Raw genomic sequence first — 23337 nt, forward strand, 5'->3', positions numbered from 1 at the left:
CTCACCCTAACCCTCTCCCGCCAGCGGGAGAGGGGACAGATCGGCGCACCATCCACTCCCTCTCCCACGTGTGGGAGAGGGCCGGGGTGAGGGACAACGCGCACTACCTCAAATCAAAACGTCTCCCAGTTATCATTTCCCGACGTCGCCAATGCCGGACGCGGCGCCAGATTCGGCGTACGCAACGCGGACTGCGCCGCTTTAGCCACCTGCGCAACTGGCGCATCATTCAAACGGAACACCGCTACCGCCTGCGTCAATCGGCCGGCCTGATCTTCCAGCGAAGCCGCTGCCGAAGAGGCTTCCTCAACCAGCGAGGCGTTCTGCTGCGTCACGTTATCCATCTCGGTCACCGCCAGGCTCACCTGCTGTATGCCACGGCTCTGCTCATCCGACGCGGCAGCAATCTCCGCCATAATGTCCGTCACGCGCCGCACCGCTTCAACAATCTCGCCCATGGTACTACCGGCTTCACCGACCTGGCGTGAACCGTTGGTAATCAAACCCACTGATTCCGCGATCAGCGTTTCAATTTCTTTTGCCGCCTGCGCACTGCGCTGTGCCAGATTACGCACTTCGCTGGCTACGACGGCAAAACCACGGCCTTGCTCACCGGCACGCGCCGCTTCAACGGCGGCATTCAGCGCCAGAATGTTGGTCTGGAAGGCGATGCTGTTGATGACGTTGGTGATCTCGGCAATCTTCTTCGAGCTGCCAGAAATGTTGGTCATGGTTTGCACCACGCCGCTCACCAGATCGCCGCCGCTGCGTGCTTTGCCAGAGGCATCAGCAGCCAGCTGACTGGCGTGATGCGCGTTCTCGGCGTTCTGTTTCACCGTTGCAGTAAGCTGCTCCATGCTGGCGGCGGTTTGCTCCAGCGCTGAGGCTTGCTCTTCGGTACGTGATGAGAGGTCGGTGTTACCGGCTGAGATCTCACTGGAACCTTGATAAATCGCCACCGCACCTTCACGCACCGTGCCTACGGTACGCACCAGCGACGCCTGCATCAGTTGCAGGTTATGCAGCAAGCTTCCAATCTCGCTGCGGCCATAGGCTTGCTCCGGCGCGGTCAAATCGCCTTGCGCAATACGTTCGATGCGGTCAACGGATTGGCGCAGCGGGTTAATCACCACGCGACGCAGGAACACGAAGGTCAACAGCACTAACACTAATGCGGCGACAAATGCGATAGCCATCGCAATAAAGCCGACGCGTGATTGATGTGCCGCTGCGGCATTAATCGCTTCGGCGCGGTCGGTACGGATTTTAATCGCCTTTAACAGCACGGCGTTATAGGCGTCATCCAGCTTACGTGTGACATCCGTTTCCTGCGCCACGATACCTTCAAAACTGCCTTGCTTAGCCGATTCAATCATCGGCTTAAGGCCTTTATCAATATAGGCATTGAAGCTGGCGGTCAGCGGTTCGTCGAGGGCAATATCCGCCGGCGTTTTCGCTTTGCGGTCCATATAGAGTTTAAAGCCTTCGCGCGCTTGTTTAATTCGCGTCTCGGTGCGCGCTAAATCGGCACGATAACCCTCCATCTCGCCAATACGCGCGGCGGCACCGGATTGCAGCACATTCAGTCGCGCAGTGCGCAGATGGTTAGAACTGTTGGAGATGCCCATGCGGATTTGAATTTCTTCCGTAGCATCATTGAGGGAGTTATTACTCTGAATCAAAAAGTAGCTGGCGAGTCCAATGCACAGGGCAAAAAGCAGCAGAATGCCACCAAAGATCATACTGAACAAAGGCATCAGGCGTAGGTTCTGCCAGATGCTGAGCTTATATTGCTCATCAATCGATGCTGTTTTCATATCCTTGCTCTCATGTAGGTAGGTGTTATGAGAATAAGCATCGGCAGGCGAGGGGAAAGGATTAGGCAGGAAAGTGAGATCAAACTCGCAAAACGAGAAAGGGGCCAATCGCTGGATTGGCCCCTTTATTCACTGAAGGAAATTATCGCACGTTAACATAAATCCCTGAGGTGACATTATCAGTCAGACGTACGACATGATAAATAACCTGCTTATTATGGGTTTTAATTTTACGTTTAATATTACCTTTATGTGACGAAACGGTTTTAGCTTTAATTTGCATGTTCTCAGATATCTGAATGGTGTCATGACCTGACATCCACATTTTCAGCATATTTGATTCAGTCTGACTTAATGTCAGTGGATGAACGTCGAGCCCAGCAGAAATACGTGGCGACGCGTTGAGTTTCTTTTGCAGGTAGGTGCCTAACAAAGAATCCAGTGTCGAAGTTTTTATCGATTTTGACGTAATAATCAGGTTCTTACGAACGTAGAGATATTCCTCAAAATGGATATTCGAGATCGCCATGAAAATAAAGAATAAGGTATCAGGATGCTGCATGATAATAGCACGAATACGATCGCTTGAATCAGATTCGTGAATAAAGCACTCTTCGTTGATAAACACGACGCCCGGCTTTATTTGCTCACATCTTTGTTGCAATTGGTCGATGTCAGAGACAGGAGTAATATTTTTCTTTTTAACTCCTTTCGCAGACATATAGTCAGACAAACCCAGGCGTGTGTAATTACATGAATCCATAATAATCGTTGGCATTATAGCGACCCTCACCAATTTGTTATCCGTTTAAATCAACGATGAATACGCGTTTGCGGTACGAGAGAAATTTCCAAAGACACTTTTTTATTCTGCTCGGCAGATTGGCGATAGTTATCCATGCGCCATCATGACTCTTCCCTGAACCGTGCTGCGAAGTTATTTTTATAGTACATCCACGTCACTCTCATCTCAGCCATAGTGGGAATAGCTGAGGATTTGCATTAAGTGTTTAATTCGCTCTGTTTTGAGAGCCCTGTCACTATCGCGCAGATCACAGACAAATCTGATAGGACAAATCTTAAAAACATTTGTTTAGCGAAAGTATGACGCTTCAGCGAGCGTTGACAATGCCGGAAAAAAGGGATTTAGACAAGAAAAATCGCTTTGAAATTTTTTTTGTTTAAAAACAGCCCTTTGAGCATTTCATCAACCAATTCACAAGGTTTAGCCCCTTAGGAATCGTCTGACTAAAATACGCGAAGCGCGGTTTAATAAGAATAATTTTCACCAAAAATGCGCATTTATCAGAATTTCCTCAGTTGATTTCTGAGAAATATGGTTCAGAAAATGCACAGACAGTTTTTGGTTGCTTAAGTATTACTTAAGAACACCTACAGAATAGTTAATCAACTGCCGCGGGAAAGTTCTGACACAAACTGGGCGAGTAAATCAAAGACTTCGCTGAACAGATGTTCGCAGAAGGGAGCAAGCAGCGGCATCATCAACCCCACGCTGAGGATGCCCACCGTTAAGGTAATCGGGAAGCCAACCGCGAAAATGGAGAGCTGAGGTGAAACACGGTTTAACAAACCTAGTGCCATGTTTAGCGTGAGGAGTAGAACTATTAAGGGCAGCGCTAACATCATGCCATTAAGGAAAATTAATCCGGCGGATTTCACCAACGCCATAAAGGCATTGGCGTTAAGCGGCTGATCGCTGATCGGCAAGGTGTGAAAACTGTCCACCAATAGCGAGATCAGCCACAGGTGTCCGTTGAAGGTGAGAAACAACAGCATCGCCAGCATATCGAGAAAACGCGCCAGCACCGGCATGTTCAGGCGGCTGCCCGGATCGAAGAAAGTGGCGAAGGACAAACCCATCTGCAAACCAATCACTTCACCCGCCATGCGCACTGCGGCAAAGGCGAACTGCATGGTCAGGCCGATGCTCACGCCAATCAGCAACTGTTGCAGCAGTAACCAAAATCCGGCGGGGGTAAAAAGTGTAGCTTCCACCGGCGGCAGCACCGGCAGGATGATCCAGGTGGTTAATACCGCGAGGCCAATCTTAACGCGCTTGGGAATCGATTTTTCGCTTAGCACTGGCGCGCTGGCAAACAGCGCCAGCAAACGCACCATCGGCCAGAAGAATTGTGCGACCCAATGGATCAGCTGGCTGCTGTCGAGGTTAATCATTAGCCAATGATGTACGGCAGATTGCTAAACAGCGTGCGAATGTAATCCAGCATCAGATTCAGCATCCACGGACCGGCGATCACTGCGGTAGCGGCAACGGCTAGAATCTTCGGGATAAAGGAGAGCGTTTGTTCGTTAATCTGGGTCGCGGCTTGCAGCACGCTGATGATCAAACCGCTGATCAACGCCACCAGCAACATCGGCGCGGCCATCAGCAGCGCGACGCGCATTGCTTCCTGGCCCATAACCATTACTGATTCAGGTGTCATGTTGCACTCCTCGGGAAATGTCGGGTTACGAGTAGAAACTTTGCGCCAGTGAACCCACCAGCAGCTGCCAGCCATCCACCAGCACGAACAGCATCAGCTTGAACGGCAGGGAAATAGTCGCCGGCGGCACCATCATCATCCCCAGCGCCATCAGCACGCTGGCGACCACCAGGTCGATGATCAGGAAGGGGATAAACACGGTGAAACCAATCTGGAAGGCGGTTTTCAGTTCGCTGGTGACATACGCCGGCAGCAGAATGCGCATCGGTACCGCTTCCGGACCCTGAATCGGCGCGGTGTTGGCCAGACGCGCAAACAGCGCTAAATCGGCTTCGCGCGTTTGGCGCAGCATAAATTCACGCAGCGGCTGTGCACCTTTATCAATCGCGTCCGCCATGCTGATTTTGTCCTGGCTGAACGGCAGATAGGCGTCGGAATAAATTTTGTCGAAGGTCGGCGCCATAATAAAGAAGGTCAGAAACAGCGCCAGGCCGAGCAGCACCTGGTTAGGCGGCGCAGATGGCGTGCCGAGGGCGTTACGCAGTAAGCCAAACACAATGATGATGCGTGTAAAGCTGGTCATCATCAGCAGTACGGCCGGAATAAAGGTCAGCGAGGTGATGAAAACCAGCGTCTGCACCGGCAGCGACCAGCTCTGGCCGCCATTGGCCAGCGGCTGGCTGATTAAACCTGGCAGCTGCGCATGGGCAACCGGTGCCAGCAACAGCAGCGGTAGAAGAGCAAGGAATCGACGCATCATTGGGGTTTTCCGGGACGTTTAACCAGATTCTGGAACAGCTGGCGAAAATCCTGCGGGGTAGCGCTGCTATTCGCCAGTTCTTCCGGCGGCAGCGGCGGTAACGAGTGCAAATGCGTAATCTGTTGGGCGGTGACGCCCAACACCAGACGCGCATCGGCGGTATCGACAATCACCACACGCTCGCGCTGACCCACCTGCACGGTGGCGCTGACTTTCAGCGCCTGGCCGGTCACCGTTTTCGGCGCAAAGCCGAGACGTTTCGCCAGCCAGCCGCAGCCGAGAATCAGCAGAACAATCACCGCCAGCACGCTGCTGACCTGGCCAATCACCGAACCGGTAGAGACCACCGGCTGGCTCGCTACCGGTTGTTCCGCTTGCGTGTGCTTTAACATGCTTAACGGCTCAGACGACGCATACGTTCAGACGGGGTAATGATGTCGGTGATGCGCACGCCATATTTGTCGTTCACCACCACCACTTCACCCTGTGCGATCAGATAGCCATTAATCAGAATATCCAGCGGTTCACCGGCCAGGCCATCCAGCGCCACCACTGAACCCTGCGTCAAGCGCAGCAGCTCTTTGATGGTCATTTTGGTGCGACCCAGTTCCACGGTCAGTTTGACCGGAATATCCATGATCAGATCGATATCCTGCAGCGAACCGCTGATGCCAGGATTCTCCAGCGATTTGAAGACATTTTCAGTCGGATCTGGCGCGCTGGTGGTAGTTTGTTCGTTCATAGCTGCAGCCCACAGATCGTCCGCGGAGATGTCGTCGTCGGACGGTTTCTTGCTGTCACTCATCGGGCTGTTCCTCGTTCAGCGAATTCAAAATCGGGTTAATCAAATGTTCTACACGCAGGGCATACTGGCCATTGATGGTGCCGTATTGGCTAGTCAGCACCGGCACGCCATCGACGTGAGCAATGATGCGGTCCGGCTTCTCAATGGGCAGGACGTCACCAGGTTTTAGCTGCAAAATACGTGACAGGCGCAGCGATGTTTCGGCGAAGTGGGCAATCAGCTCCAGCTCCGAGTGCTGCACCTGTTTCACCAGATTGTCGCGCCAGTGATTATCTTCACGACGTGAGTTTTCCAGTGGCGGATTGACCAGCAGCTCGCGCAGCGGCTCAATCATTGAAAACGGAATACAGATATTGAATTCACCGACCAGGTTACCAATCTCCACCTGGAACGGCGTGTTAACCACGATGTCGTTCGGTGAAGTGGTGATGTTGGTGAATTTCACCTGCATCTCAGAACGCACATACTCGACTTCCAGCGGATAAATCGCTTTCCATGCGTCGCTATAACCATCCAGCGCCAGCTTCAGCATGCGGCGAATCACGCGCTGTTCGGTATGGGTAAATTCACGACCTTCAACTTTGGTCGGAAAACGACCGTCGCCGCCAAAAAGGTTATCGACAGCAATAAATACCAGGCTCGGTGAAAACACCACCAGCGCCGTGCCGCGCAGCGGCTTCAGGTGGATCAGGTTCAGGTTGGTTGGCACCGGCAGGTTGCGGGCGAACTCGTGGTACGGCTGAATCTTGATCGCACCCACACTAATATCGGGGCTACGGCGCAGCAGGTTAAACAGCGCCATACGGAAATGACGGGCAAAGCGCTCGTTGATGATCTCCAGCGCCTGCAGACGCTCACGTACGACGCGGCGCTGAGTATTGGGATCATAGGGACGGATGTCGCCATCGGTCCCTTTGGAACTGTTCTCTACTTCCGCGCTGTCACTGTCGCCATTAAGCAGCGCGTCAATCTCAGCCTGGGAGAGAATGCTATCGCCCATTAAATCACCTCAAAATGAAGGCGGTAAACAGCACGTCATTGACAACCTGAGCCGGTTGACCTTTTACCAGCGGCGGCGCCAGTGCCTGTTTGATCTGCTCAACCAGGGCCTGTTTGCCTTGCTCTGTTGCCAGTGCCGTCGCGCTTTGACGTGAAAGCAGTAACAGCAGACGGCTGCGCACTTCCGGCAGGTAATCGTTCAACCGACGACGGGTATCCTCATCGGGCAGACGCAGGGTGAAACCCACGTACAGCACACGGTCGGGATCGTTGTCAGGATTGACCAGGTTTACTGTAAACGTATCCATTGCAAAAAATACGGGAGCAGCCGGTGGCTCGACTTTCGCCGCGTCCGGTTGGCTGCCTTCGTGTTTATTCATCATTCGCCAGACTGCATAGCCTGCCACGCTGCAAGCGGCCAGCGTTACAATCAGTAACACCGGTAGTAGTAGTGAACGTTTGCGGCCTTTAGCTTTCGCGTTATCAGACATCTTGCAGTTACTTCCTGTGAATTATGGGCAAGCCTCTCGGCTTACCTGGACAGATTATCCCGCGTCTTAAGTCAAACAATGGGAAGAAAAGACGCGGGTTTTACGCTTACCTTCAGCGTTTAGCGGCTGTCAGGCAAAGATATCGACAGCGCCGTTACCGGCCGCGCGCGCTTGAAGGGCTGCCGGGACGGCAATAGGCGTTATCTCGTTGTCACTGTCCTGGGAGAGGGTAAAGCTGCCGTGCTGTCCGTCACGACGTCCTTCCTGCTGGCCCTGATAACTCTGGCCCTGTGCGAAGGCGTCGCTGCTGACGTTACTCTGTCCCAGGTTTATTCCGCTCTCCGCCAGCGCTGTACGCAGCTGAGGGAGAGCCGCTTCCAGCGCGGCCCTCACTTGGCTGTGGCTGGAAACCATACTTAATTGTGCCTGATCCTTGTCAAGGGTCAGGCTAATCTGGATAGCGCCCAGATCCTGTGGATGTAAACGCAATTCGGCGTTCTGCTGCCCGTTGCGGCTAAACATCACAATCTGCTGACTCAGCGCCTGCTGCCACTCACTGCTGCCGAGCTGCGCATTCAGCATGGGCGTCGACGGCGTGGTGCTGGTCGAGGCAGTGCTGCTCACCAGCGAACTGGTGGCGCTCAGGGGGGCGCTGGTGAATGGCGCCACCGGGTCATCACTGTTCTGTGCGGCGGTGCGCTCTTCCGGCTTACTCAGCGCATTCAGCACCTGCTTAAAACTCTCATCCAGCGTCAAGCCGCTGCTGGTACTGGCGGTGGTGTTGACGCTGCTGCTGATCTGCGTGTTGGCAGCCGTTTGCGTTAAGCGCGTTCCAGCATCGTTGGATTTATTCTGTGCACCATCCGGCTGCGCTTGCTCTTCTTTTACTGCACCGGCCAGCGAACCGCTTAACAATGCTGCATTAAGCGAAGCGCGAGTGTCAGTTTTGCCTTCGCCCGTGCTGCTTACCATGGCTGTGCTGGTGCGGTTCTCAACCGCTACCGGCAACATGGCAAATAACGCCTGCACATTCTGTAAGTCGCTGGCAGTTAACGAACTTGCCTCACTCTTGTCTTTATCATCGGCTGATTTCAGCGTGGCTTTAGTGTTTTCCGGCTGTAAAAGTGCGTTTAACGCATCTGGTTTCTCTAGCGCCTGTAATAACGCGCTTAACGAGGCTTTACTGACGTCTTTTTCATCAACTTCTGCTGTCAGATCAGTCGATTGCGTGTTAACAGCTTGTTGCTTTACCAGCGTCAGCAAGCGGTTGCCGAGTTCAGTAATAAATCCCTGTGGCAGGTTATCTGTGCCCTGCAAAAGATCGGAGGAAACTGAACTGTCAGCGTCTCCCAAAACCGAGGTTTGCGTAGCAACTGTTGGCAGCGTAATCATTCGCCTTTCCTCAATGCGGCCCGTTGGGCAAATTCATCCATCCGTTTCTGATCGAGACGGTTTTCTTGTCGTAATGCGTTTTCCTCAGCGCGCGTAATCAGCGTTTGATAAGCATTGAGTCGCTTATGCTTTTCACGCCAGTTGCTCAGCGCGGTATCAAGGCGCTGATTCCACTGGGAAAGCTGTTGGCGATGCTGTTCGATGGCTTTTTCCAGCGTCTGAATAAACTGGTGATAATTGGTCCAGCGCGTGCTGGCGATGCCGCCGGACATATCCTGATTGAGCTTGTTGCGGTACTCATCCTGATAATCCAGCAGCATGCTGAGTTGTTCGTCGGCCTGCTGCACACCACGACGCATATCGCCGAGGTGAATCACCGCACTCTCCAATTCCTGCTCCGCCATATCGCGCAGCTTGTTGATCGCACTGGCCGTTTTCATGACTTAACCTCGTTTGGCGTTAACCGAACATCGCCTGCAGATGCAAACAGGCATCGTCGTAGTCGCTGCGTTCGAAAATGCCCTGATGCAGGAAAGCTTCCATCTCGGGATAGAGCTTGATGGCGCGGTCCAGCATCGGATCGCTGCCTGCGGCATACGCACCCACACTCACCAGATCGCGGTTACGCTGGAAGCTGGAGAGCAACTGTTTGAACTGGCGCACGCGCGCATAGTGCGTCTCATCAATTAATGAGGTCATGGCGCGGCTGATCGACGCTTCAATATCAATCGCCGGATAGTGACCGGCTTCTGCCAGACGACGCGACAGCACAATGTGGCCGTCGAGAATCGCACGCGCCGAGTCGGCAATCGGGTCTTGCTGATCGTCGCCTTCCGTCAACACGGTATAAAACGCGGTGATCGAACCGCCGCCGTGCGTACCATTACCGGCGCGTTCCACCAGCGCGGGCAGTTTGGCGAACACCGAAGGCGGATAACCTTTGGTCGCTGGCGGCTCACCGATGGCCAGCGCGATTTCACGTTGCGCCATGGCGTAGCGGGTGAGGGAATCCATAATCAGCAGCACGTGCTGGCCGCGATCGCGGAAATCTTCGGCGATACGCGTGGCATACGCAGCACCCTGCATTCGTAATAGCGGCGAGACGTCTGCGGGTGCGGCGATCACTACCGAACGCGCGCGGCCTTCGGCACCGAGAATGTTTTCAATGAACTCTTTAACTTCACGACCACGTTCACCAATTAAACCCACCACGATCACATCGGCTTTGGTGTAACGCGCCATCATGCCGAGCAGCACGCTTTTACCGACGCCGGAACCCGCGAACAGGCCCATACGTTGACCGCGACCCACGGTGAGCAGGGCGTTGATGGCGCGCACGCCGGTATCCAGCACATCTTCAATCGGCGTACGTTGCAGCGGGTTAAACGGTGCGGTGATCAGCGGGGCGCGATAGCCGGTTTCCGGCGCCGGCAAACCATCCAGCGGTTTGCCGCTGCCGTCGAGGACGCGACCCAATAGTTCCGGGCCCAGCAGCATCTGCTTGCCACTGTGCCCGCTGTCGCCACTGACGCGCGCATAAACGCGTGCGCCTGGCAAAATGCCGTCCACTTCTTCCAGCGGCATCATTAACAGTTTCTGGCCGTTGAAGCCGACCACTTCACTCTCCACTTCAGTGATCTTGCTGCCATCGGTACGTTCAATAATGCAGGTTGCGCCGAGCGGCAGTTGCAGGCCGGTGGCCTCCAGCACTAAACCGGTGGCGCGCGTCAGGCGGCCGTAGCGACGCACGGTTTGCACCTGTGAAATACGCTCTTCGAAGGCGTCAAGCGCGCCGAGCCAGCGTGAAAGGCGTGAGGAGGTCATTACAGTGTCCCCGGAGCGGCCAGGCGGCACAATTCCTGCCAGCGTGTTGCCACGCTCGCATCAAGGTCGCCATCTTCGGCGCTAAGCTTACAGCCGCCAGGATGCAGCGTGCTGTCGGCCAGCAAGCGCCAGCCGTGAAGATCCAGCGTAGGACCGAGCGTCTGCTCGATGCGCTGTAAATCGTCAGGATGGACGCGCAGCTGCGGTTTGCCGCTGAACATCGGTTCCTGCTGAATCAACTGCTGGATTTGACGCAGCAGGGCGGTGCCGTCCACCTGCGTGGCCTGGCCAATCACCGTGCGTGCAGCTTCCAGTGCCAGCTGCATTAAACGAGAAGCGATCACGCTGTCGAGCGCTTCCAGCGTGTGATGGAACTCGGTCACCAGCTGCTGCATGCGTGCCTGCAGCGGCGCTTGCTGCTGCTGCGCATCGGCTAAGCCTTGCTGGAAACCGGCGTCATAACCGTTCTGTTGCGCTTCGGCGAAACCTTTCTGATAGCCTTCGCTGTAGCCTTGCGTCTGCGCATCTTTACGCATCTGCTGCTGCATGCGTTCCAGCTGCTGCTGCTGTTCCGCTTCGGCGCTCAGTTCAACATCGATCTCGGGCTCCTCAAGCTGAGGCTCCGGTTCGGCGCCGAACGGGCTGCCTAAATCATCAGGCTGCCAGCGCTGCCACGCGCGGGCGGAAAAGGCATCAGACATAGGTTTCCTCGCCACCACCAATGACCATCTCGCCGGATTCTGCTAAGCGGCGCACCACCAGAAGAATCGCCTTCTGTTCGTTCTCCACCGCCGACATACGGACCGGACCCCGGTTGGCCAGATCGTCGCGCAGGATATCGGCTGCACGGGCGGACATGTTTTTGAGGAACTTCTCGCGCAGCGGCTGCTCGGCACCTTTCAATGCCACCAGCAACTGCTCGGATTCCACTTCCTGCAACAGGCGCTGGATGCTGCGGTCGTCCACTTCCACCAGGTTTTCGAACAGGAACATCTCGTCGATGATCTTCTGTGCCAGCTCGCCATCGAAGTCGCGTACTGCTTCGATAACCGCTTCTTCCTGCTGGGTTTTCATCAGGTTGATAATTTCTGCTGCGGTTCTCACGCCGCCCATCTTCGCGCGCTTGAGGTTGGTGCCGTCGAGCAGGCCATTCAGTACTTCGGTCAGTTCCGCCAGCGCCGCCGGCTGGACACCGCCGAAGGTGGCGATACGCAGCATCACATCGTGACGCAGACGCTCGTCGAACAGCGCCAGAATATCCGCCGCCTGGCCACGTTTGAGGTGGACAAGGATGGTGGCGATAATCTGCGGATGCTCGTCGCGAATAAGGTCGGCGGCCGCCTGTGGCTCCATGAAGTTGAGCGTTTCCATACCGCTGGTGGTCTCGTTTTTCTCGAGAATATCTTCCAGCAGACTTGAGGCTCGCTCCTCGCCCAGCGCTTTGATCAACACCGAACGCAGGTAATCGTTGGAGTTGAGGCTCAGCGCCGCAAACTGTTCTGCATCGGCTTCAAACTCACGCAACACTTCAGTCAGCTGCTTATGAGATACCTGGCGCATGTTGGCCATGGCGCCACTCAGGTGCTGAACTTCACGCTGATTGAGATGTTTGAACACCTCCGCCGCGCGCTCTTCGCCAATGGTCATCATCAGGATGGCGCTTTTTTCTGTACCGGTCAGACTCATAGTTCTTTACTCATCCATTCGCGGATAACCAGCGCGACGACGCGCGGATCGTTTTCAGACATGTCGCGGATACGCTGGCTCATCACCTCGGCGCTCATGCGGTTAGTGGATTTACGCTCCTGATCCAGCTCGTCTTTACTGAGCTGAACGTTAAAGGCTTCTTCTTCTTCCCTTGCGGCAGAGCGGGCTGCCAGCGCTTCCGCGGCTGCTTGTTCCTGCGCTTTCTTACGCATCAGCTGTGGACGAACCAGCTTGCGATAGAGGATGAAGCCAACCAACGCCACCAGCAGCCAGCGACCGGCAGTCATCAGCTGATCGAAGAACGATTGCTGCTGCCAGAATGGCAGGTCGCCACCGCTTGGCTCGGTCATGTTGAACTGTGAGTTCACCACGTTGACGCTGTCGCCACGGGTTTGTGAATAGCCCATCGCTTCACGGGTTAAATCTTCAATCTGCTTGATCTGCTGCTCGTTAAGCGCCACCGCTTTGCCTTTGCCGTCGTCGCGGTAGTTCACCACCACGGCAACCGACAGGCGCTGCACATCGCCGACGTTCAGCTTGGTATGACGAATGGTGCGATCCAGCTCGTAGTTCACCGTGTCGTTGCGCGTTGAGCTGCTCGGGCCAGAAGGCTGTGCGGTGCTGGTGGTGCTGCCGTTATTCTGCGCATTGGCGTTTTGCGCGTTCGCGTTCTGACCGTTGGCATTATTGTTGTTATTGGCCGGTGGATTGGCCACTGGAGCGGTGTTGGCTGGCGCAGGCTGATTCGACAATGCACCCGGTACGCCACCCGGATAGGCGCTGCCATTTTGTTCTGAATTGCTGGTCTGGCGTGAACGCACGGCGGTATTGTTTGGATTGGCGTTCGGCTGATATTTCTCGTCGGTCTGCTCGCTGCGGTCAAAGTTGATCTGCGCCGTCACCTGCGCGTGCACATTACCCTGGCCAACAATCGGGTTGAGGATTGCTTCGATGCGCTGCTGGAAGCGCGCTTCCACTTCAGAGGCATATTTCAGTTGCGCATCATTCAGGTCGCGACCTTCGCTATCGGAGCGGGTCAACAGACGACCAGCCTGATCGACAACGGTAACGTTGCCCGGCGGTAGACCGGCCACACTGCTGGAGACCATATGCTGAATGGCCTGAATCTGACCTTCATCTAACGCGCGGCCAGGTTGCAGATTCAGCGTGACCGAAGCGGAAGGGGCTTTCTGCTCACGCACGAATAAGGTCGGTTTCGGCATTGCCAGATGCACGCGTACGCTCTTCACCGGACCGAGCGTTTCGATGGTGCGCGACAGTTCACCTTCCAGCGCACGCTGATAATTGATCTGCTCGCTGAACTGGCTGATACCGAACTTCTCTTTGTCCATCAGTTCAAAGCCAACGTTGCCGCCTTTCGGCAAGCCTTGTTGTGCCAGACGCAGACGCAGCTCATGCACTTTATCGGCGGGCACCATCAGTGCTCCACCGTTATCAGCGAACTGGTAAGGGATGTTCATTTGCGTCAGCTGCGTGACAATCGCGCCACCATCCTCATCGGAGAGATTGTTATAAAGCACGCGATAATCTGGCGCCTTTGCCCACAGCACCAACGCAAACACCACTGCGATAACCGCAGCAGCGGCGATAATTAAGGGAATACGCGGATTGGCGCGCAGGCGGGCGAGAAGGTCATTGAAGCCTTTCTTAGCTGTATCCTGTGTAGCGGCTGCACTCGCATTCATGACCGATTCCTGCCTGACATTATTGATCGGGTGTGGTGTTGTGGTGACAAAACGTACTCCCTGAAGACTTCTCCCCTAAAACCGGGAGAGGAGAAAAATTAAATTCCACTTATTGGCAGGCATTATTTGATGATTCGGGTCTCATCGATGGGTGGATAAGCCGGGTTTTTTGCGGTCATTTAGCGCCTTTGTCCTATTGACAGTGTGTTAACTTTCTCATCGTGAAAATTTAATCACGTCTTCATTAGGGGTCAGGCAATGTCAATTCAGGCGATTGAGGGTGTGCTGCAGCAGCTGCAGATGACGTCTCTGCAGGCCAGCGGTAAGCAGGCGGAATCCACCAATCAGGTCGATTTTAGTGCCACCATGAAAGCAGCACTCGACAAGATCAGCGAAACTCAGACAACGGCGCGCGCTCAGGCGCAGGATTTTGAAATGGGTAAACCGGGTATCCAGTTAAACGATGTGATGGTCGATCTGCAAAAATCCTCTATTTCCATGCAGATGGGTGTGCAGGTGCGAAACAAACTGGTGTCGGCTTACACCGATATTATGAGTATGCAGGTGTAGTTTTTTCGGGTTTCTTTCAAGTATAGTTCAGCGCGGTGATGGTTTTATCTCAGGCGGAACGGTCGCTGCATCACAGTGAATACACCGCCCAACGCGCTGCCTTATTATGAGAAGAGGATTCTCACGTGAAGAAAACCCTGCTGTTTTTAGTCGCCATCATTCTGCTTGCAGGATGTGACAAGGATGACGCGACCTATTATCCGCAAATGAAAAACTTTGCCTATCTTTATCAATTCGAAGCGCTACCCGGAAAAGTCAAAAATACCCATCAAACGCTGTTCACCGCCGACGGCCAGCAAATCTTTGAAGTGAATGTCGATTTCGATCATAACGGCTGTCCAACGCATGTTAAATCGGTGGGCAAAGAGGGCGAAGTGATTGAGGTTGCGCGCGACGGCAACACATTAAAAGGCAGCGAGAATGGTCAGGACGTAGTGGTGACGCTGGATAAAAACTGCGCCATGGTGAAGAAAGTCACGCCGAGCATGACCGTGGATATTGCCTATAACAAACAGGGCTTGGTGGAACAAATCTCATCGCCCGCTTCAGATGCAGCGTTTCATCTCGCCTATAATAGCGCGGGTGAAATGGCGGTATTGAGTATTACTCAGGCCGGAACGGAAGTGTCCCGTGCTACTGCAGTGCGGGCAGAAGATAAGAAAAAGATTTCTGACGTGGTCACCACGGTAAAACGTAATAACCAGATTAAAACCGTCAGTAATGTCTGCAAATATAAAAACGATGTTCCCTATTATTGCGACATTATTACCACCGACGCAGCGGGCGAGGTGGTGGATAAGCAGTATGGCAATATCGAGGCGACATATTATTAGTTTGTTGGTCGCCATTGATGGCGACCACCACACTATTTAATCTCAGGCCACGCCACTGCCGGGAATCCATTCAACAGCGGATGCGCAAACAGAAAGCCCTGGAACTGACTGATACCCGCCGCTTCCAGCCACATCCACTCTTCGGCTTGTTCGACACCTTCGGCAATCACCGCGATTTCCAGCGATGCGCAGCACTTAATGATGGCGTGCATGATCGCCTGCTTCGGGCCGCTTTTATGCACATCGCGGATAATCTCGCGATCGATTTTGATTTTGTCCGGCTGGAATTTCGATAACAGCGACAAGCCAGCAAAACCGGCACCAAAATCGTCCAGCGCCAGGCTGATACCTGCCGCTTTCAACTTTCTCACTTCGGCAGCAAATTCATCCGAGCGCGAAATGATCTCATTTTCGGTCACTTCGACGATCACCTGTTGCGGCACCAGCCCGCTGGCGTTGATCTCGGTAAGCAGGAATTCCACCGCGTTTGGCACCGTCACCAGTGACATCGGGAGCAGGTTGATCGACAGACGATGCTCGCCAATGCCCAGTTTGCTTGCCACGTTAAAGGCCAGACGTTTCGACTGAATATCCGCGTGATAAATTGCTTCGCCGCCAAACGCGGAGAAATACTCATCGGGTGAGCCACCGTTTGGCGTGCGGATCAGCGCTTCAAACGAAGTGACGCGGCGCGCGAAGGGATCGATGATAGGTTGAAAAGCAAAGCGGCAATCCTGCAGGCTCTGATCGATACCATCCAGATCGTTCTGCCATTCATTATCCGGAACAAATTCCCAGGTATTGGCTGGCGGGATCTCGAAGTAGTTCTCTTTGTCGCGCGCCACCACAAAGGTACGCAAAAACTGCAGCGCGCGATCTTTGTAGGTGAGCTGATAACGCGAGGTGCCTTTATCCAGCACTGCTTGCAGCACAGTGTCTTTGTCATGCTCGCGCAGATCGAACAGCTCCATGCCGACTTTGCCAAAACGGCGTTCGGGCGCGAAGTCGTGCATTAACTCCACCAGATTGTGGTGGCGTGCGTCCTGACAAATACGCTTGTATATGCCCTGAACGGACTCACGCGGTCCTTCCAGCAGCTGGAAGAAGTGCAGGCCGTCGAACAGCAGGATGCCAGTAACGTCGAAGTTTTTGTTTTTGCTATTGGCTTTAGCAACCATATCTTCGAGCGTTTTGATTGGCACGTGATCGTGCAGATGGCTGCGGTAAATAATTGTGGTGAGCATCGAGATTGTCCGGATAATTTATTATTTTGCGACTAGATTAGCAGCCTTACTGCGGGGTCTGTCCATAGCTTACCGCGATCAGGCTAAACTTTTTTTATTATAACAGCTTAAGCGAAGCGGCTAGCCGCTTCGGTAACGTCGCAACTCCATCAGCGTGCCGATAATTTCTAGCGCCGATTCCGCCGAATGCAGCTGCGGAAAGTCATTATTCAACGCGCGCAATGTGAAGATTTGCTCAGCCTGCTGCTGCGTTTGCAGACGATAAATCCGCATCAGCGCCACGCCATCGACCAGCGCCAAAACCACATCGCCCGGCTGCGGTTGAACATCTGGATCAAAGATCACACTGTCACCGGGCCGGTAATCCGGCTGCATTGCGTGGTCTTCCACCGTGACCGCCAGTGCGCCATCGCCTAATTGACTTTCACTGTAGAGAAAGCGCGTTGCTTGCTGTTTCAACAATAAACGCTGCTCGCCTAACCACGCTGACGCTTGCGCGAGGCTAATTAATGGCACCGCCGTGACCGGCGCGGCTTTAGCGTGGGTGGCAAACACTTCGCCATCCCCATCAATAATCCACGCTGCAGTGCATTGCAGCCACTCCGCCAGCCGCAGCAAATTCTCGCCACGCGGTACGGTTTCCTCTTTTTCCCATTGTGATACAGCCACATGCGATACACCGATACTTTTGGCCAGCGCCTGCTGCGTTAACTGTAGTGCTTTGCGTCGTGCCCGGATGCGCTCACCGGAAGATTCTTTTTTCATCGTCTTGACATCTCCTGAAGGAACGACTTAAGTATACTTAAATTCACGAGTTAAAGTAAACTTAAATTCAGGCGTTGACCGCGAAGCTGGCAAGGGTGGTCAGCGTGCTTATGGGGCACAACCCTTGCCAGGGGTGAGAGGTGAAGCATGGAAAGTAGTTTAGTCACCAGCGTAGGTGCGTTGCTTCTCGGCGGCGGCGCAGCAGCTGTGTTCTGGAAACCGTTAATGGCGGGGATCGCCGCTATCGTCACCAGCAATCGTGCCGGCGGAGAGATCATCACCAGCTACAAAGAACAGGTGATGCTGCTCAAAGAGGGTCACGCCTTGATGCGTCAGGAAAACGATGAGTTGCGCGTCCGACATGACAAAAACCTGCGGCGAATCTCTTCGCTGGAAACCGATCTGCGGCTGATCAAAAACGCCCTGAGTATTTTACTGGCAACCACCGAAACCGAGCATAGCGATAAGTTTCGCAGCCAGGTGAATCAACTGATTACCACTCTGGAGGAGAGTCGTGATGATGCAGATAAACAGTGAGTACGTAGTGAAAAACCATCGACGCCAACTGTTCTTCGGCGGCTTTCTGCTGATGCTGTCGCTGATGTGCGTGGCGATGACGGTGTTGTTTCTGTTCGTTAGCAACAGTGCTAATCAGCGCGTTGAGGAGATTCGACAGCAATATCGAACGATTTCAGAACGGCGTGAAGGGCGCGTGGCGGAGCTCACCAGCCAGCTGGTTGCGCTGCAAAACAAACTTGATGGGATAGCGAAGCACCCAATAAGCAATCCGGCGGATAAGGGGAAACCGGCTGAAGGAGATAAATCGCCACCTCAACTCAAGCGTTAAGGAGGGCATCATGCTTATCACCACGTGGATTGCAGCCACTGTTATCCGACTGCGATCTTTATTCAGTAAGAAGGAGAGCATTATGAGCGATCAAACTGTTATCAATCCAACCGGCACCACCGCATCGTCACCTGCGGAAGATTTCGCCAACGAAGTGGCTACGCCCGTCGCGGCACCTGTGGAGGCTGCGCCTGTTGCTGCAGCAGAGGCTGCGCCGCCCAGCGCACCGGAAGCTGCTGCTCCCGCTACAGCCGACGCGCCGCCAGCCGCCGCCGCGACGCAGAGCCATGACGCCAGTCAGGCGTTCTCAGAAGGCGTGAAGGATTTCGGCCGCGCGTTTAGCTTTGTCGAGCAGGGCGTAATAAAACTGGGTGATGCCGCGAAGGATGAGCTGATTGAGCTGGCGAGGAAATATTTGTAATGCCTGAGGTTGCATTATCGGGGACCCGGATGTCCCCTGTTTACTCACGGGTTTTAGTCACTTCCGATTATTCCTAAGGCAGCTTCGATATTTTGCACTATCATTAACCCTTCAAGCGTTATTTAAATCGTCTTATTAAGCGAAAAGGAAGATAGCATGAGTGATACAGAAATTGTAAAAACCAAAATTGACTACCTGCGTGATGTCACCTCCCAGCTTAAAGAGATGCGCCACTACGCGCAGACTAACACTGAGACGCTGTCTGCTCACTGGCTAGCGTTTGACGCGGGTGAGTATAAAGACACCGAATACGCGGGTCGCTTCGACAGCTTGCTAAACAAACAAGGTAAACTGCTGGATGACATTGATGAGGCGATTCAGGATCTGGAAATCGCCATCAACAATGCTGAGCAGGAGAGCTAAGCCTCTGACGCACTGGTGGCCTAATCGGCCACCAGCCACATTTCTGCCTCATCGAACATTTCTTCGACAATCCGCGCAACCGTCGCTTTATCGTTCTTGCTCAAATCGGTATCTATGGCGTTACGTTCCATTGGTTTGACGCGTACCTCAATATCGGGAAAGACGCGCTGTACACGCTTTTCCAACTCCTGCAAAATCATCTCACGTGCGCCCGGTAATCCAGCCACGTTACGCTTATCGTAAATCAACTCCACAAACATCAGGGTCGTTCCATTCATTGGATCGGGTGCGATATAGTACTGTAAATAAAAACAGGGGTAAATATGCGCCAACTGGTTATCGATATCTTATTGAAAATGGCAAAAATGGATGTGGAAGCAAAAGAGCTGGTGGCGCAGGTTGAGGCGCAGTCGTTATTGATCGCGGCGCTACTGATTCAGGCAAAAGAGAATAACTCATTGACCATTTCCGACACGGTGCAGGAGGCGATCGTCACCGCATCGCGCGCGTCGCAGGAGTTTTTACAGTCCGATGTTGATCTGCTGCTGACCCACGTCAATCGTCTGCTGGCGGTGGCAAGTTATATCGAAGTAAAAGGGATTGAGCGGGAAGGGTAAGAAAAAATATTACCTCTGGAAGTGGAAATCCAGCAACACTTCCAGAGGCGGTGCAACAGCACCATTCGTTCAAGGACAATCTACGACTGACGTCGTGATGAGTAAGTTATACAAGTTTTCGCAACTTGTACAACTTTTTCCTGAACATTTTGTGTGGTTGGCGATGTATCTTTGATGCCGTTTCAGTGCGTGGCCGATTACAACTCGTTTTTGATGCAGAACTCTTCCCACGTCATGCCTAAGGCTTCCGCGTGAGATTTCAGATACTTTTCAATGGCATCCGCGGCGACGGCTTTATCGGGTTCCGCCAATTGAATGGAAAAAAGCATGCCGTCCAGCTTCTTCTGACGCAAAAATGCGGCATAAATGCGCTCTGCATGCCAATCACGTAATTGCGCTAATGACAAATTCGCCTGGCGTGCATCGCTTTCGGTGAGTTCATCCAGGGCGGACTGGAAATCGGGGTGGGCGGTGAAAAACATCGTGCGTGCCTGAGCGTAATACTCTTCTGGGGTTTTCATTCGGTGTTCCTGCATATCAACTTGCGCGCTAGTGTAACGCGCGCAAGCTGCGTTGTCAGGATTCCGCTGCCGGATCGATATTCGTGGCAACCAGGTGCGCATTAATGCGCTCCCTACGAAAGCAATCAATGTAACTGCTGATAAATTTGCGTAACGTCCTGCTGATTCTTCGCCAGTGTCTCATCCAGCGTCAGTTTGCCGCTCAGCATATCCGCCAGATTCTGCCCGACGGCGTTCCCCATCTGGTCAAATCCGGGAATGCTCACATACTGCACGCCCTGATAAGGCACAGGGTTGAGCGTGGGCTGCTCGACGGTCGCCGAATCAATCGCCGCACGTACCTGCGCGGCATACGGCGCCAGACGCTGATAGCTCGCCTGCTGATAAGTGGAATTGCGGCTGCCGGGCGGCACCGCGCCCCAGCCGACGGTATCGGCCACTTGCTGAATGTACTGTTTGGATGTCGCCCAGCTAATAAAGGCTATCGCCGCCTCGCGATTCGGCGTGTTAGCCGGTACCGCCAGCGCCCACGACCATAGCCAGTTCGAACCATTACGCGTGATGCCGCCCGGCGCAGGCGCAAAGGCCAGCTTATCGGCGACTAATGAGATCTGCGGATTAACCAGCAAACCCGCCGCGACTGTGCTGTCGATCCACATCGCGCATTTGCCTTGCGCGGTCAGACGCAGTATCTGGCCGAAACTGTTTTTCACCGTATCCGGCGGGCCATCCTGCTTCACCACCTGCAAATAATCACTCAACGCTTCGCGCCACTCCGGCGAGTTGAGCGTCGGCTGCCAGTTTTCATCGAACCACTGCGCGCCATAGGCATTCGCCATAGTGGTCATAAACGCCACGTTATCGCCCCAGCCAGGCTGGCCGCGCAGGCACAGGCCGTAAATGCCTTTTTGCGCGTCGGTGAGTTTGGCGGCGAAGTTCTTGATATCGGTCCAGTCGGGATTGTCCGGCATGGTTAACCCTTTCTGCGCAAACAGATCCTTGCGGTAGTAGGTCATGCTGCTTTCCCCGTAGAACGGCAGGGCGTAGAGCGTTTGCTGGAACGACAGCGCTTTGCGCACCGGCGTGATGAGATCATCGCCGTCGTAATCGGCGGGCAGCTTATTCAGCGGCGCCAGCCAGCCTTTTTCGCCCCACAGCGGCGCTTCATAGGTGCCGACGGTGATGACATCGAACTGCGCCTGGCCGCTGTTCATCGCCGACAGCACCGCCTGACGCAATGCGCCATCGTCCATCACATGCCATTGCAGTTTGACGTCAGGATGCTCCTGTTCGTAGCGCGTGGCGAGCTGCTGCATGATGGTCATGTCGCCGTTAGCGATGGTGGCGATATTCAGCGTGGTCGCCGCGTGGCTCAGCAGTGGCGTGGCGAGTAACATCGCGAGAAGTTTACGCATCATCTCGCTCCTTAGCGCGTTTGCAGGCGGAAGAAGGCCATCTTCTCCACCAGCAATCCGGCATGTTCGCTGACAGTCTGGCTGGCGGCGCTGGCTTCCTGCACCAGCGAGGCGTTTTGCTGCGTCGCACCATCCATCTGAATCACAGCGGTGTTGACCTGTTCGATGCCGCTGGATTGCTGGCGGCTGGCCACGGCGATTTCACCGACAATATCCACCACGCGCGCCACGCCCAAATTGATGTCATTGAGCATCGCGCCAGAACGCTGCACCAGCGCGCTGCCGGCTTCAACTTTACCGACACTGGCATCAATCAACGCTTTGATCTCGTGGGCAGCACCGGCGGAACGTTGCGCCAGTTGACGCACTTCGGATGCCACCACGGCAAAGCCGCGTCCCTGTTCGCCTGCGCGTGCCGCTTCGACTGCCGCATTCAGCGCCAGCAGGTTAGTCTGGAAGGCGATCTCATCGATCACCCGGTTGATATCGGCGATGCGTTTGCTGGAAGATTCGATCTCCTCCATCGCGCTGACCGCGTCACGCAATACGCTGCTGCCGCGTTCGGCCTGATGACGCACATCGGTGGCCAGTTCATTGGCCTGCGCGGCGTTATCAGCGTTGTGTTTCACCGTGGCGGTCATCTGTTCCATGCTGGCAGCGGTTTGCTCCAGCGAGCTGGCCTGCGAATGGGTGCGTTCAGAGAGATCGTCATTGCCGTCGGCCATCTGACGCGCCGCATCACTCAGTGCGCTGGCGCTTTCGCCTACGTCGCGCACAATCTCCGCCAGACGCACATCCATGCGCAGTAGCGACTGCATCAGTTCGCCCATCTCATCGTGCGAAACGCTGCCGATATCATGATTCAGTTCACCGGCCGCAATCGATTCGGCCAGTTCGCGTGCCTGACCAATCGACCGGTTGATCGAGCGGATCAGCAACCAGCCGAACACCAGCGCCACGCTCAGCCCGACCAGCAGTATGATAATCAGACTGTTACGCGCCAGCTGGTAATCGCTGTTGCTCTGCCGATAGGTGAGTTCTGCATGCTGGCGCATTAACGCATCAAGCTGATCGATGTCCTGTTGCAGCAGCTGACTGCCGCTGCGCAGGCGGGTTTCAATCACCACCAGCGCGCCGGACGGGTTGCCGCCCTTCAGCAGTTCTCCGGCATCTTTCAGCGCGCTTTGCCAGCCGTCGAGATGGGTGATGAATTGCTGGCTGAGTGGTTTGGTTTGTGCATCAAACGCCAGCTGCTGCCAGGTTTGACGGTCTTTCGCAATCTGCTCGCCGTAATGCGCGATGCGCGCCAGACGTTTCTCCACTTCGCTGCTGTCGGTCCAGTAGCGCAGGGCATCGAAAAGAGTCGAGGATTGTTCCTGCACCATGCGGTACAGGCGAGACGAATATTGCAGCGGTAACAGCTCATTCTGGTAGGCGTTTTGCGCCCGTTGGTCGGCGGCGCGCAGGCCGATGATTCCCCAGATGGCGGCAACAATCAGTAAAATGCACAGCAGGCCAACAATCGATGTCAGACGCGCGCGAAGAGTCAATCGCATAACGGTGTTCTCCGTAACGAAGGTGAGTGTGTAGTCGGTCATTATTGTTTTTGCAGGCTCTTTTAACTCCAGAAGAGTTATCGGCCGGGAAATGAGCAGCTTGAGGAAAAACGTGCGCCGCGCAGCAGATACCTTGCGCAACGGATGGGAAAAATTATA

The 23337-nt window shown here is 54.4% G+C and carries 28 protein-coding genes; 7 read left to right on the forward strand and 21 right to left on the reverse strand.

Annotation, left to right across the window (positions count from 1 at the left end; translation table 11 throughout):
• Nucleotides 1-113: 113 nt before the first annotated feature.
• From PanJK_RS04640 to fliF, 15 genes are all read right to left on the reverse strand, one after another.
• On the reverse strand, nucleotides 114-1817 hold the full coding sequence (locus PanJK_RS04640) for a methyl-accepting chemotaxis protein (protein WP_265297546.1): 1704 nt from the start codon (nucleotides 1815-1817) through the stop codon (nucleotides 114-116).
• A gap of 142 nt (nucleotides 1818-1959) precedes the next feature.
• On the reverse strand, nucleotides 1960-2595 hold the full coding sequence (gene rcsA / locus PanJK_RS04645; RefSeq protein WP_008105413.1) for a transcriptional regulator RcsA: 636 nt from the start codon (nucleotides 2593-2595) through the stop codon (nucleotides 1960-1962).
• A gap of 629 nt (nucleotides 2596-3224) precedes the next feature.
• Nucleotides 3225-4013: a flagellar biosynthetic protein FliR gene (fliR, locus tag PanJK_RS04650; protein ID WP_256696751.1), complete on the reverse strand. Its 789-nt coding sequence runs from the start codon at nucleotides 4011-4013 to the stop codon at nucleotides 3225-3227.
• Nucleotides 4013-4282 (reverse strand): flagellar biosynthesis protein FliQ, encoded by a 270-nt coding sequence (gene fliQ, locus PanJK_RS04655; protein ID WP_008105408.1) that lies wholly within the window; start codon nucleotides 4280-4282, stop codon nucleotides 4013-4015. Before fliQ ends, fliR begins: the two co-directional genes overlap by 1 nt.
• 25 nt (nucleotides 4283-4307) lie before the next feature.
• Nucleotides 4308-5039, reverse strand: a complete 732-nt coding sequence (fliP, locus tag PanJK_RS04660) for a flagellar type III secretion system pore protein FliP (protein WP_154190575.1) — start codon at nucleotides 5037-5039, stop codon at nucleotides 4308-4310.
• Nucleotides 5039-5434, reverse strand: a complete 396-nt coding sequence (fliO, locus tag PanJK_RS04665; protein ID WP_256696750.1) for a flagellar biosynthetic protein FliO — start codon at nucleotides 5432-5434, stop codon at nucleotides 5039-5041. The genes fliP and fliO overlap by 1 nt, the downstream gene beginning before the upstream one ends.
• 2 nt (nucleotides 5435-5436) lie before the next feature.
• Nucleotides 5437-5847 (reverse strand): flagellar motor switch protein FliN, encoded by a 411-nt coding sequence (fliN, locus tag PanJK_RS04670; protein ID WP_008105402.1) that lies wholly within the window; start codon nucleotides 5845-5847, stop codon nucleotides 5437-5439.
• Nucleotides 5840-6847, reverse strand: coding sequence for a flagellar motor switch protein FliM (gene fliM, locus PanJK_RS04675; protein ID WP_008105401.1), 1008 nt, complete (start codon nucleotides 6845-6847; stop codon nucleotides 5840-5842). The genes fliN and fliM overlap by 8 nt, the downstream gene beginning before the upstream one ends.
• Before the next feature lie 4 nt (nucleotides 6848-6851).
• Nucleotides 6852-7337, reverse strand: a complete 486-nt coding sequence (gene fliL, locus PanJK_RS04680; RefSeq protein ID WP_176970358.1) for a flagellar basal body-associated protein FliL — start codon at nucleotides 7335-7337, stop codon at nucleotides 6852-6854.
• A 129-nt stretch (nucleotides 7338-7466) separates the two neighbouring features.
• Complete coding sequence (locus PanJK_RS04685) at nucleotides 7467-8729, reverse strand: flagellar hook-length control protein FliK (RefSeq protein ID WP_265297555.1); 1263 nt, start codon at nucleotides 8727-8729, stop codon at nucleotides 7467-7469.
• Nucleotides 8726-9169 (reverse strand): flagellar export protein FliJ, encoded by a 444-nt coding sequence (gene fliJ / locus PanJK_RS04690; protein ID WP_008105396.1) that lies wholly within the window; start codon nucleotides 9167-9169, stop codon nucleotides 8726-8728. Before fliJ ends, PanJK_RS04685 begins: the two co-directional genes overlap by 4 nt.
• Before the next feature lie 19 nt (nucleotides 9170-9188).
• Entirely contained in the window at nucleotides 9189-10553 is a 1365-nt protein-coding gene (gene fliI / locus PanJK_RS04695) for a flagellar protein export ATPase FliI (protein ID WP_008105395.1), read from the reverse strand.
• Complete coding sequence (gene fliH, locus PanJK_RS04700; RefSeq protein WP_137386041.1) at nucleotides 10553-11254, reverse strand: flagellar assembly protein FliH; 702 nt, start codon at nucleotides 11252-11254, stop codon at nucleotides 10553-10555. The genes fliI and fliH overlap by 1 nt, the downstream gene beginning before the upstream one ends.
• Nucleotides 11247-12239: a flagellar motor switch protein FliG gene (fliG, locus tag PanJK_RS04705; protein WP_101763955.1), complete on the reverse strand. Its 993-nt coding sequence runs from the start codon at nucleotides 12237-12239 to the stop codon at nucleotides 11247-11249. Before fliG ends, fliH begins: the two co-directional genes overlap by 8 nt.
• Nucleotides 12236-13966, reverse strand: a complete 1731-nt coding sequence (fliF, locus tag PanJK_RS04710) for a flagellar basal-body MS-ring/collar protein FliF (RefSeq protein ID WP_265297561.1) — start codon at nucleotides 13964-13966, stop codon at nucleotides 12236-12238. The genes fliG and fliF overlap by 4 nt, the downstream gene beginning before the upstream one ends.
• A gap of 258 nt (nucleotides 13967-14224) precedes the next feature.
• Between fliF and fliE the strand changes: the two genes are divergently transcribed.
• Together fliE and PanJK_RS04720 are read left to right on the forward strand one after the other, a co-directional pair.
• Nucleotides 14225-14536 carry a flagellar hook-basal body complex protein FliE gene (gene fliE, locus PanJK_RS04715; RefSeq protein WP_008105389.1) on the forward strand — a complete coding sequence of 104 codons (312 nt, stop codon included), beginning with the start codon at nucleotides 14225-14227 and terminating at the stop codon, nucleotides 14534-14536.
• 125 nt (nucleotides 14537-14661) lie between these two features.
• Nucleotides 14662-15369, forward strand: a complete 708-nt coding sequence (locus PanJK_RS04720) for a YnfC family lipoprotein (protein ID WP_265297565.1) — start codon at nucleotides 14662-14664, stop codon at nucleotides 15367-15369.
• Nucleotides 15370-15401: 32 nt separating this feature from the next.
• On the opposite strand, the gene PanJK_RS04725 is transcribed toward PanJK_RS04720, so the two are convergent.
• Together PanJK_RS04725 and PanJK_RS04730 are read right to left on the reverse strand one after the other, a co-directional pair.
• Nucleotides 15402-16613, reverse strand: a complete 1212-nt coding sequence (locus PanJK_RS04725; protein WP_265297567.1) for a diguanylate phosphodiesterase — start codon at nucleotides 16611-16613, stop codon at nucleotides 15402-15404.
• A 120-nt stretch (nucleotides 16614-16733) separates the two neighbouring features.
• Entirely contained in the window at nucleotides 16734-17378 is a 645-nt protein-coding gene (locus PanJK_RS04730) for a helix-turn-helix domain-containing protein (RefSeq protein WP_265297570.1), read from the reverse strand.
• A gap of 147 nt (nucleotides 17379-17525) precedes the next feature.
• On the opposite strand from PanJK_RS04730, the gene PanJK_RS04735 reads away from it, so the two are divergent.
• The 4 genes from PanJK_RS04735 (at nucleotide 17526) to PanJK_RS04750 (ending at nucleotide 19069) form a co-directional block, all read left to right on the forward strand.
• Entirely contained in the window at nucleotides 17526-17915 is a 390-nt protein-coding gene (locus PanJK_RS04735; protein WP_008105381.1) for a hypothetical protein, read from the forward strand.
• A complete protein-coding gene (locus PanJK_RS04740) occupies nucleotides 17896-18225 on the forward strand; it encodes a hypothetical protein (protein WP_265297572.1) in 330 nt (109 codons plus the stop codon). Before PanJK_RS04735 ends, PanJK_RS04740 begins: the two co-directional genes overlap by 20 nt.
• 82 nt (nucleotides 18226-18307) lie before the next feature.
• Nucleotides 18308-18646: a hypothetical protein gene (locus tag PanJK_RS04745; protein ID WP_265297574.1), complete on the forward strand. Its 339-nt coding sequence runs from the start codon at nucleotides 18308-18310 to the stop codon at nucleotides 18644-18646.
• Nucleotides 18647-18802: 156 nt separating this feature from the next.
• The gene (locus tag PanJK_RS04750) at nucleotides 18803-19069 is read left to right on the forward strand and encodes a hypothetical protein (RefSeq protein WP_265297576.1); all 267 of its coding nucleotides are present in this window, start codon (nucleotides 18803-18805) and stop codon (nucleotides 19067-19069) included.
• 20 nt (nucleotides 19070-19089) lie between these two features.
• On the opposite strand, the gene PanJK_RS04755 is transcribed toward PanJK_RS04750, so the two are convergent.
• Nucleotides 19090-19329, reverse strand: a complete 240-nt coding sequence (locus tag PanJK_RS04755; RefSeq protein WP_008105373.1) for a DinI-like family protein — start codon at nucleotides 19327-19329, stop codon at nucleotides 19090-19092.
• Between the two features lie 63 nt (nucleotides 19330-19392).
• Between PanJK_RS04755 and iraP the strand changes: the two genes are divergently transcribed.
• Nucleotides 19393-19686, forward strand: coding sequence for an anti-adapter protein IraP (iraP, locus tag PanJK_RS04760; RefSeq protein WP_061717593.1), 294 nt, complete (start codon nucleotides 19393-19395; stop codon nucleotides 19684-19686).
• 197 nt (nucleotides 19687-19883) lie between these two features.
• On the opposite strand, the gene PanJK_RS04765 is transcribed toward iraP, so the two are convergent.
• The 3 genes from PanJK_RS04765 to PanJK_RS04775 all read right to left on the reverse strand — a co-directional run bounded on the left by PanJK_RS04765 (nucleotide 19884) and on the right by PanJK_RS04775 (nucleotide 23178).
• Nucleotides 19884-20207: a DUF6388 family protein gene (locus PanJK_RS04765; RefSeq protein WP_265297582.1), complete on the reverse strand. Its 324-nt coding sequence runs from the start codon at nucleotides 20205-20207 to the stop codon at nucleotides 19884-19886.
• 125 nt (nucleotides 20208-20332) lie between these two features.
• Nucleotides 20333-21625: an ABC transporter substrate-binding protein gene (locus PanJK_RS04770; protein WP_265297584.1), complete on the reverse strand. Its 1293-nt coding sequence runs from the start codon at nucleotides 21623-21625 to the stop codon at nucleotides 20333-20335.
• 8 nt (nucleotides 21626-21633) lie between these two features.
• The gene (locus PanJK_RS04775; RefSeq protein ID WP_265297587.1) at nucleotides 21634-23178 is read right to left on the reverse strand and encodes a methyl-accepting chemotaxis protein; all 1545 of its coding nucleotides are present in this window, start codon (nucleotides 23176-23178) and stop codon (nucleotides 21634-21636) included.
• Between the last annotated feature and the right edge of the window lie 159 nt (nucleotides 23179-23337).

This window comes from Pantoea sp. JK (assembly GCF_026130245.1).
Taxonomy (GTDB): domain Bacteria; phylum Pseudomonadota; class Gammaproteobacteria; order Enterobacterales; family Enterobacteriaceae; genus Pantoea; species Pantoea trifolii.

Excerpts from the sequence above, each read along its gene's own strand:
- PanJK_RS04640 (WP_265297546.1), bottom strand. The coding sequence starts at position 1,817 with ATGAAAACAGCATCGATTGATGAGCAATATAAGCTCAGCATCTGGCAG.
- rcsA (WP_008105413.1), bottom strand. The coding sequence starts at position 2,595 with ATGCCAACGATTATTATGGATTCATGTAATTACACACGCCTGGGTTTG.
- fliR (WP_256696751.1), bottom strand. The coding sequence starts at position 4,013 with ATGATTAACCTCGACAGCAGCCAGCTGATCCATTGGGTCGCACAATTC.
- fliQ (WP_008105408.1), bottom strand. The coding sequence starts at position 4,282 with ATGACACCTGAATCAGTAATGGTTATGGGCCAGGAAGCAATGCGCGTC.
- fliP (WP_154190575.1), bottom strand. The coding sequence starts at position 5,039 with ATGCGTCGATTCCTTGCTCTTCTACCGCTGCTGTTGCTGGCACCGGTT.
- fliO (WP_256696750.1), bottom strand. The coding sequence starts at position 5,434 with ATGTTAAAGCACACGCAAGCGGAACAACCGGTAGCGAGCCAGCCGGTG.
- fliN (WP_008105402.1), bottom strand. The coding sequence starts at position 5,847 with ATGAGTGACAGCAAGAAACCGTCCGACGACGACATCTCCGCGGACGAT.
- fliM (WP_008105401.1), bottom strand. The coding sequence starts at position 6,847 with ATGGGCGATAGCATTCTCTCCCAGGCTGAGATTGACGCGCTGCTTAAT.
- fliL (WP_176970358.1), bottom strand. The coding sequence starts at position 7,337 with ATGTCTGATAACGCGAAAGCTAAAGGCCGCAAACGTTCACTACTACTA.
- PanJK_RS04685 (WP_265297555.1), bottom strand. The coding sequence starts at position 8,729 with ATGATTACGCTGCCAACAGTTGCTACGCAAACCTCGGTTTTGGGAGAC.
- fliJ (WP_008105396.1), bottom strand. The coding sequence starts at position 9,169 with ATGAAAACGGCCAGTGCGATCAACAAGCTGCGCGATATGGCGGAGCAG.
- fliI (WP_008105395.1), bottom strand. The coding sequence starts at position 10,553 with ATGACCTCCTCACGCCTTTCACGCTGGCTCGGCGCGCTTGACGCCTTC.
- fliH (WP_137386041.1), bottom strand. The coding sequence starts at position 11,254 with ATGTCTGATGCCTTTTCCGCCCGCGCGTGGCAGCGCTGGCAGCCTGAT.
- fliG (WP_101763955.1), bottom strand. The coding sequence starts at position 12,239 with ATGAGTCTGACCGGTACAGAAAAAAGCGCCATCCTGATGATGACCATT.
- fliF (WP_265297561.1), bottom strand. The coding sequence starts at position 13,966 with ATGAATGCGAGTGCAGCCGCTACACAGGATACAGCTAAGAAAGGCTTC.
- fliE (WP_008105389.1), top strand. The coding sequence starts at position 14,225 with ATGTCAATTCAGGCGATTGAGGGTGTGCTGCAGCAGCTGCAGATGACG.
- PanJK_RS04725 (WP_265297567.1), bottom strand. The coding sequence starts at position 16,613 with ATGCTCACCACAATTATTTACCGCAGCCATCTGCACGATCACGTGCCA.
- PanJK_RS04730 (WP_265297570.1), bottom strand. The coding sequence starts at position 17,378 with ATGAAAAAAGAATCTTCCGGTGAGCGCATCCGGGCACGACGCAAAGCA.
- PanJK_RS04735 (WP_008105381.1), top strand. The coding sequence starts at position 17,526 with ATGGAAAGTAGTTTAGTCACCAGCGTAGGTGCGTTGCTTCTCGGCGGC.
- PanJK_RS04740 (WP_265297572.1), top strand. The coding sequence starts at position 17,896 with ATGATGCAGATAAACAGTGAGTACGTAGTGAAAAACCATCGACGCCAA.
- PanJK_RS04745 (WP_265297574.1), top strand. The coding sequence starts at position 18,308 with ATGAGCGATCAAACTGTTATCAATCCAACCGGCACCACCGCATCGTCA.
- PanJK_RS04750 (WP_265297576.1), top strand. The coding sequence starts at position 18,803 with ATGAGTGATACAGAAATTGTAAAAACCAAAATTGACTACCTGCGTGAT.
- PanJK_RS04755 (WP_008105373.1), bottom strand. The coding sequence starts at position 19,329 with ATGTTTGTGGAGTTGATTTACGATAAGCGTAACGTGGCTGGATTACCG.
- iraP (WP_061717593.1), top strand. The coding sequence starts at position 19,393 with ATGCGCCAACTGGTTATCGATATCTTATTGAAAATGGCAAAAATGGAT.
- PanJK_RS04765 (WP_265297582.1), bottom strand. The coding sequence starts at position 20,207 with ATGAAAACCCCAGAAGAGTATTACGCTCAGGCACGCACGATGTTTTTC.
- PanJK_RS04770 (WP_265297584.1), bottom strand. The coding sequence starts at position 21,625 with ATGATGCGTAAACTTCTCGCGATGTTACTCGCCACGCCACTGCTGAGC.
- PanJK_RS04775 (WP_265297587.1), bottom strand. The coding sequence starts at position 23,178 with ATGCGATTGACTCTTCGCGCGCGTCTGACATCGATTGTTGGCCTGCTG.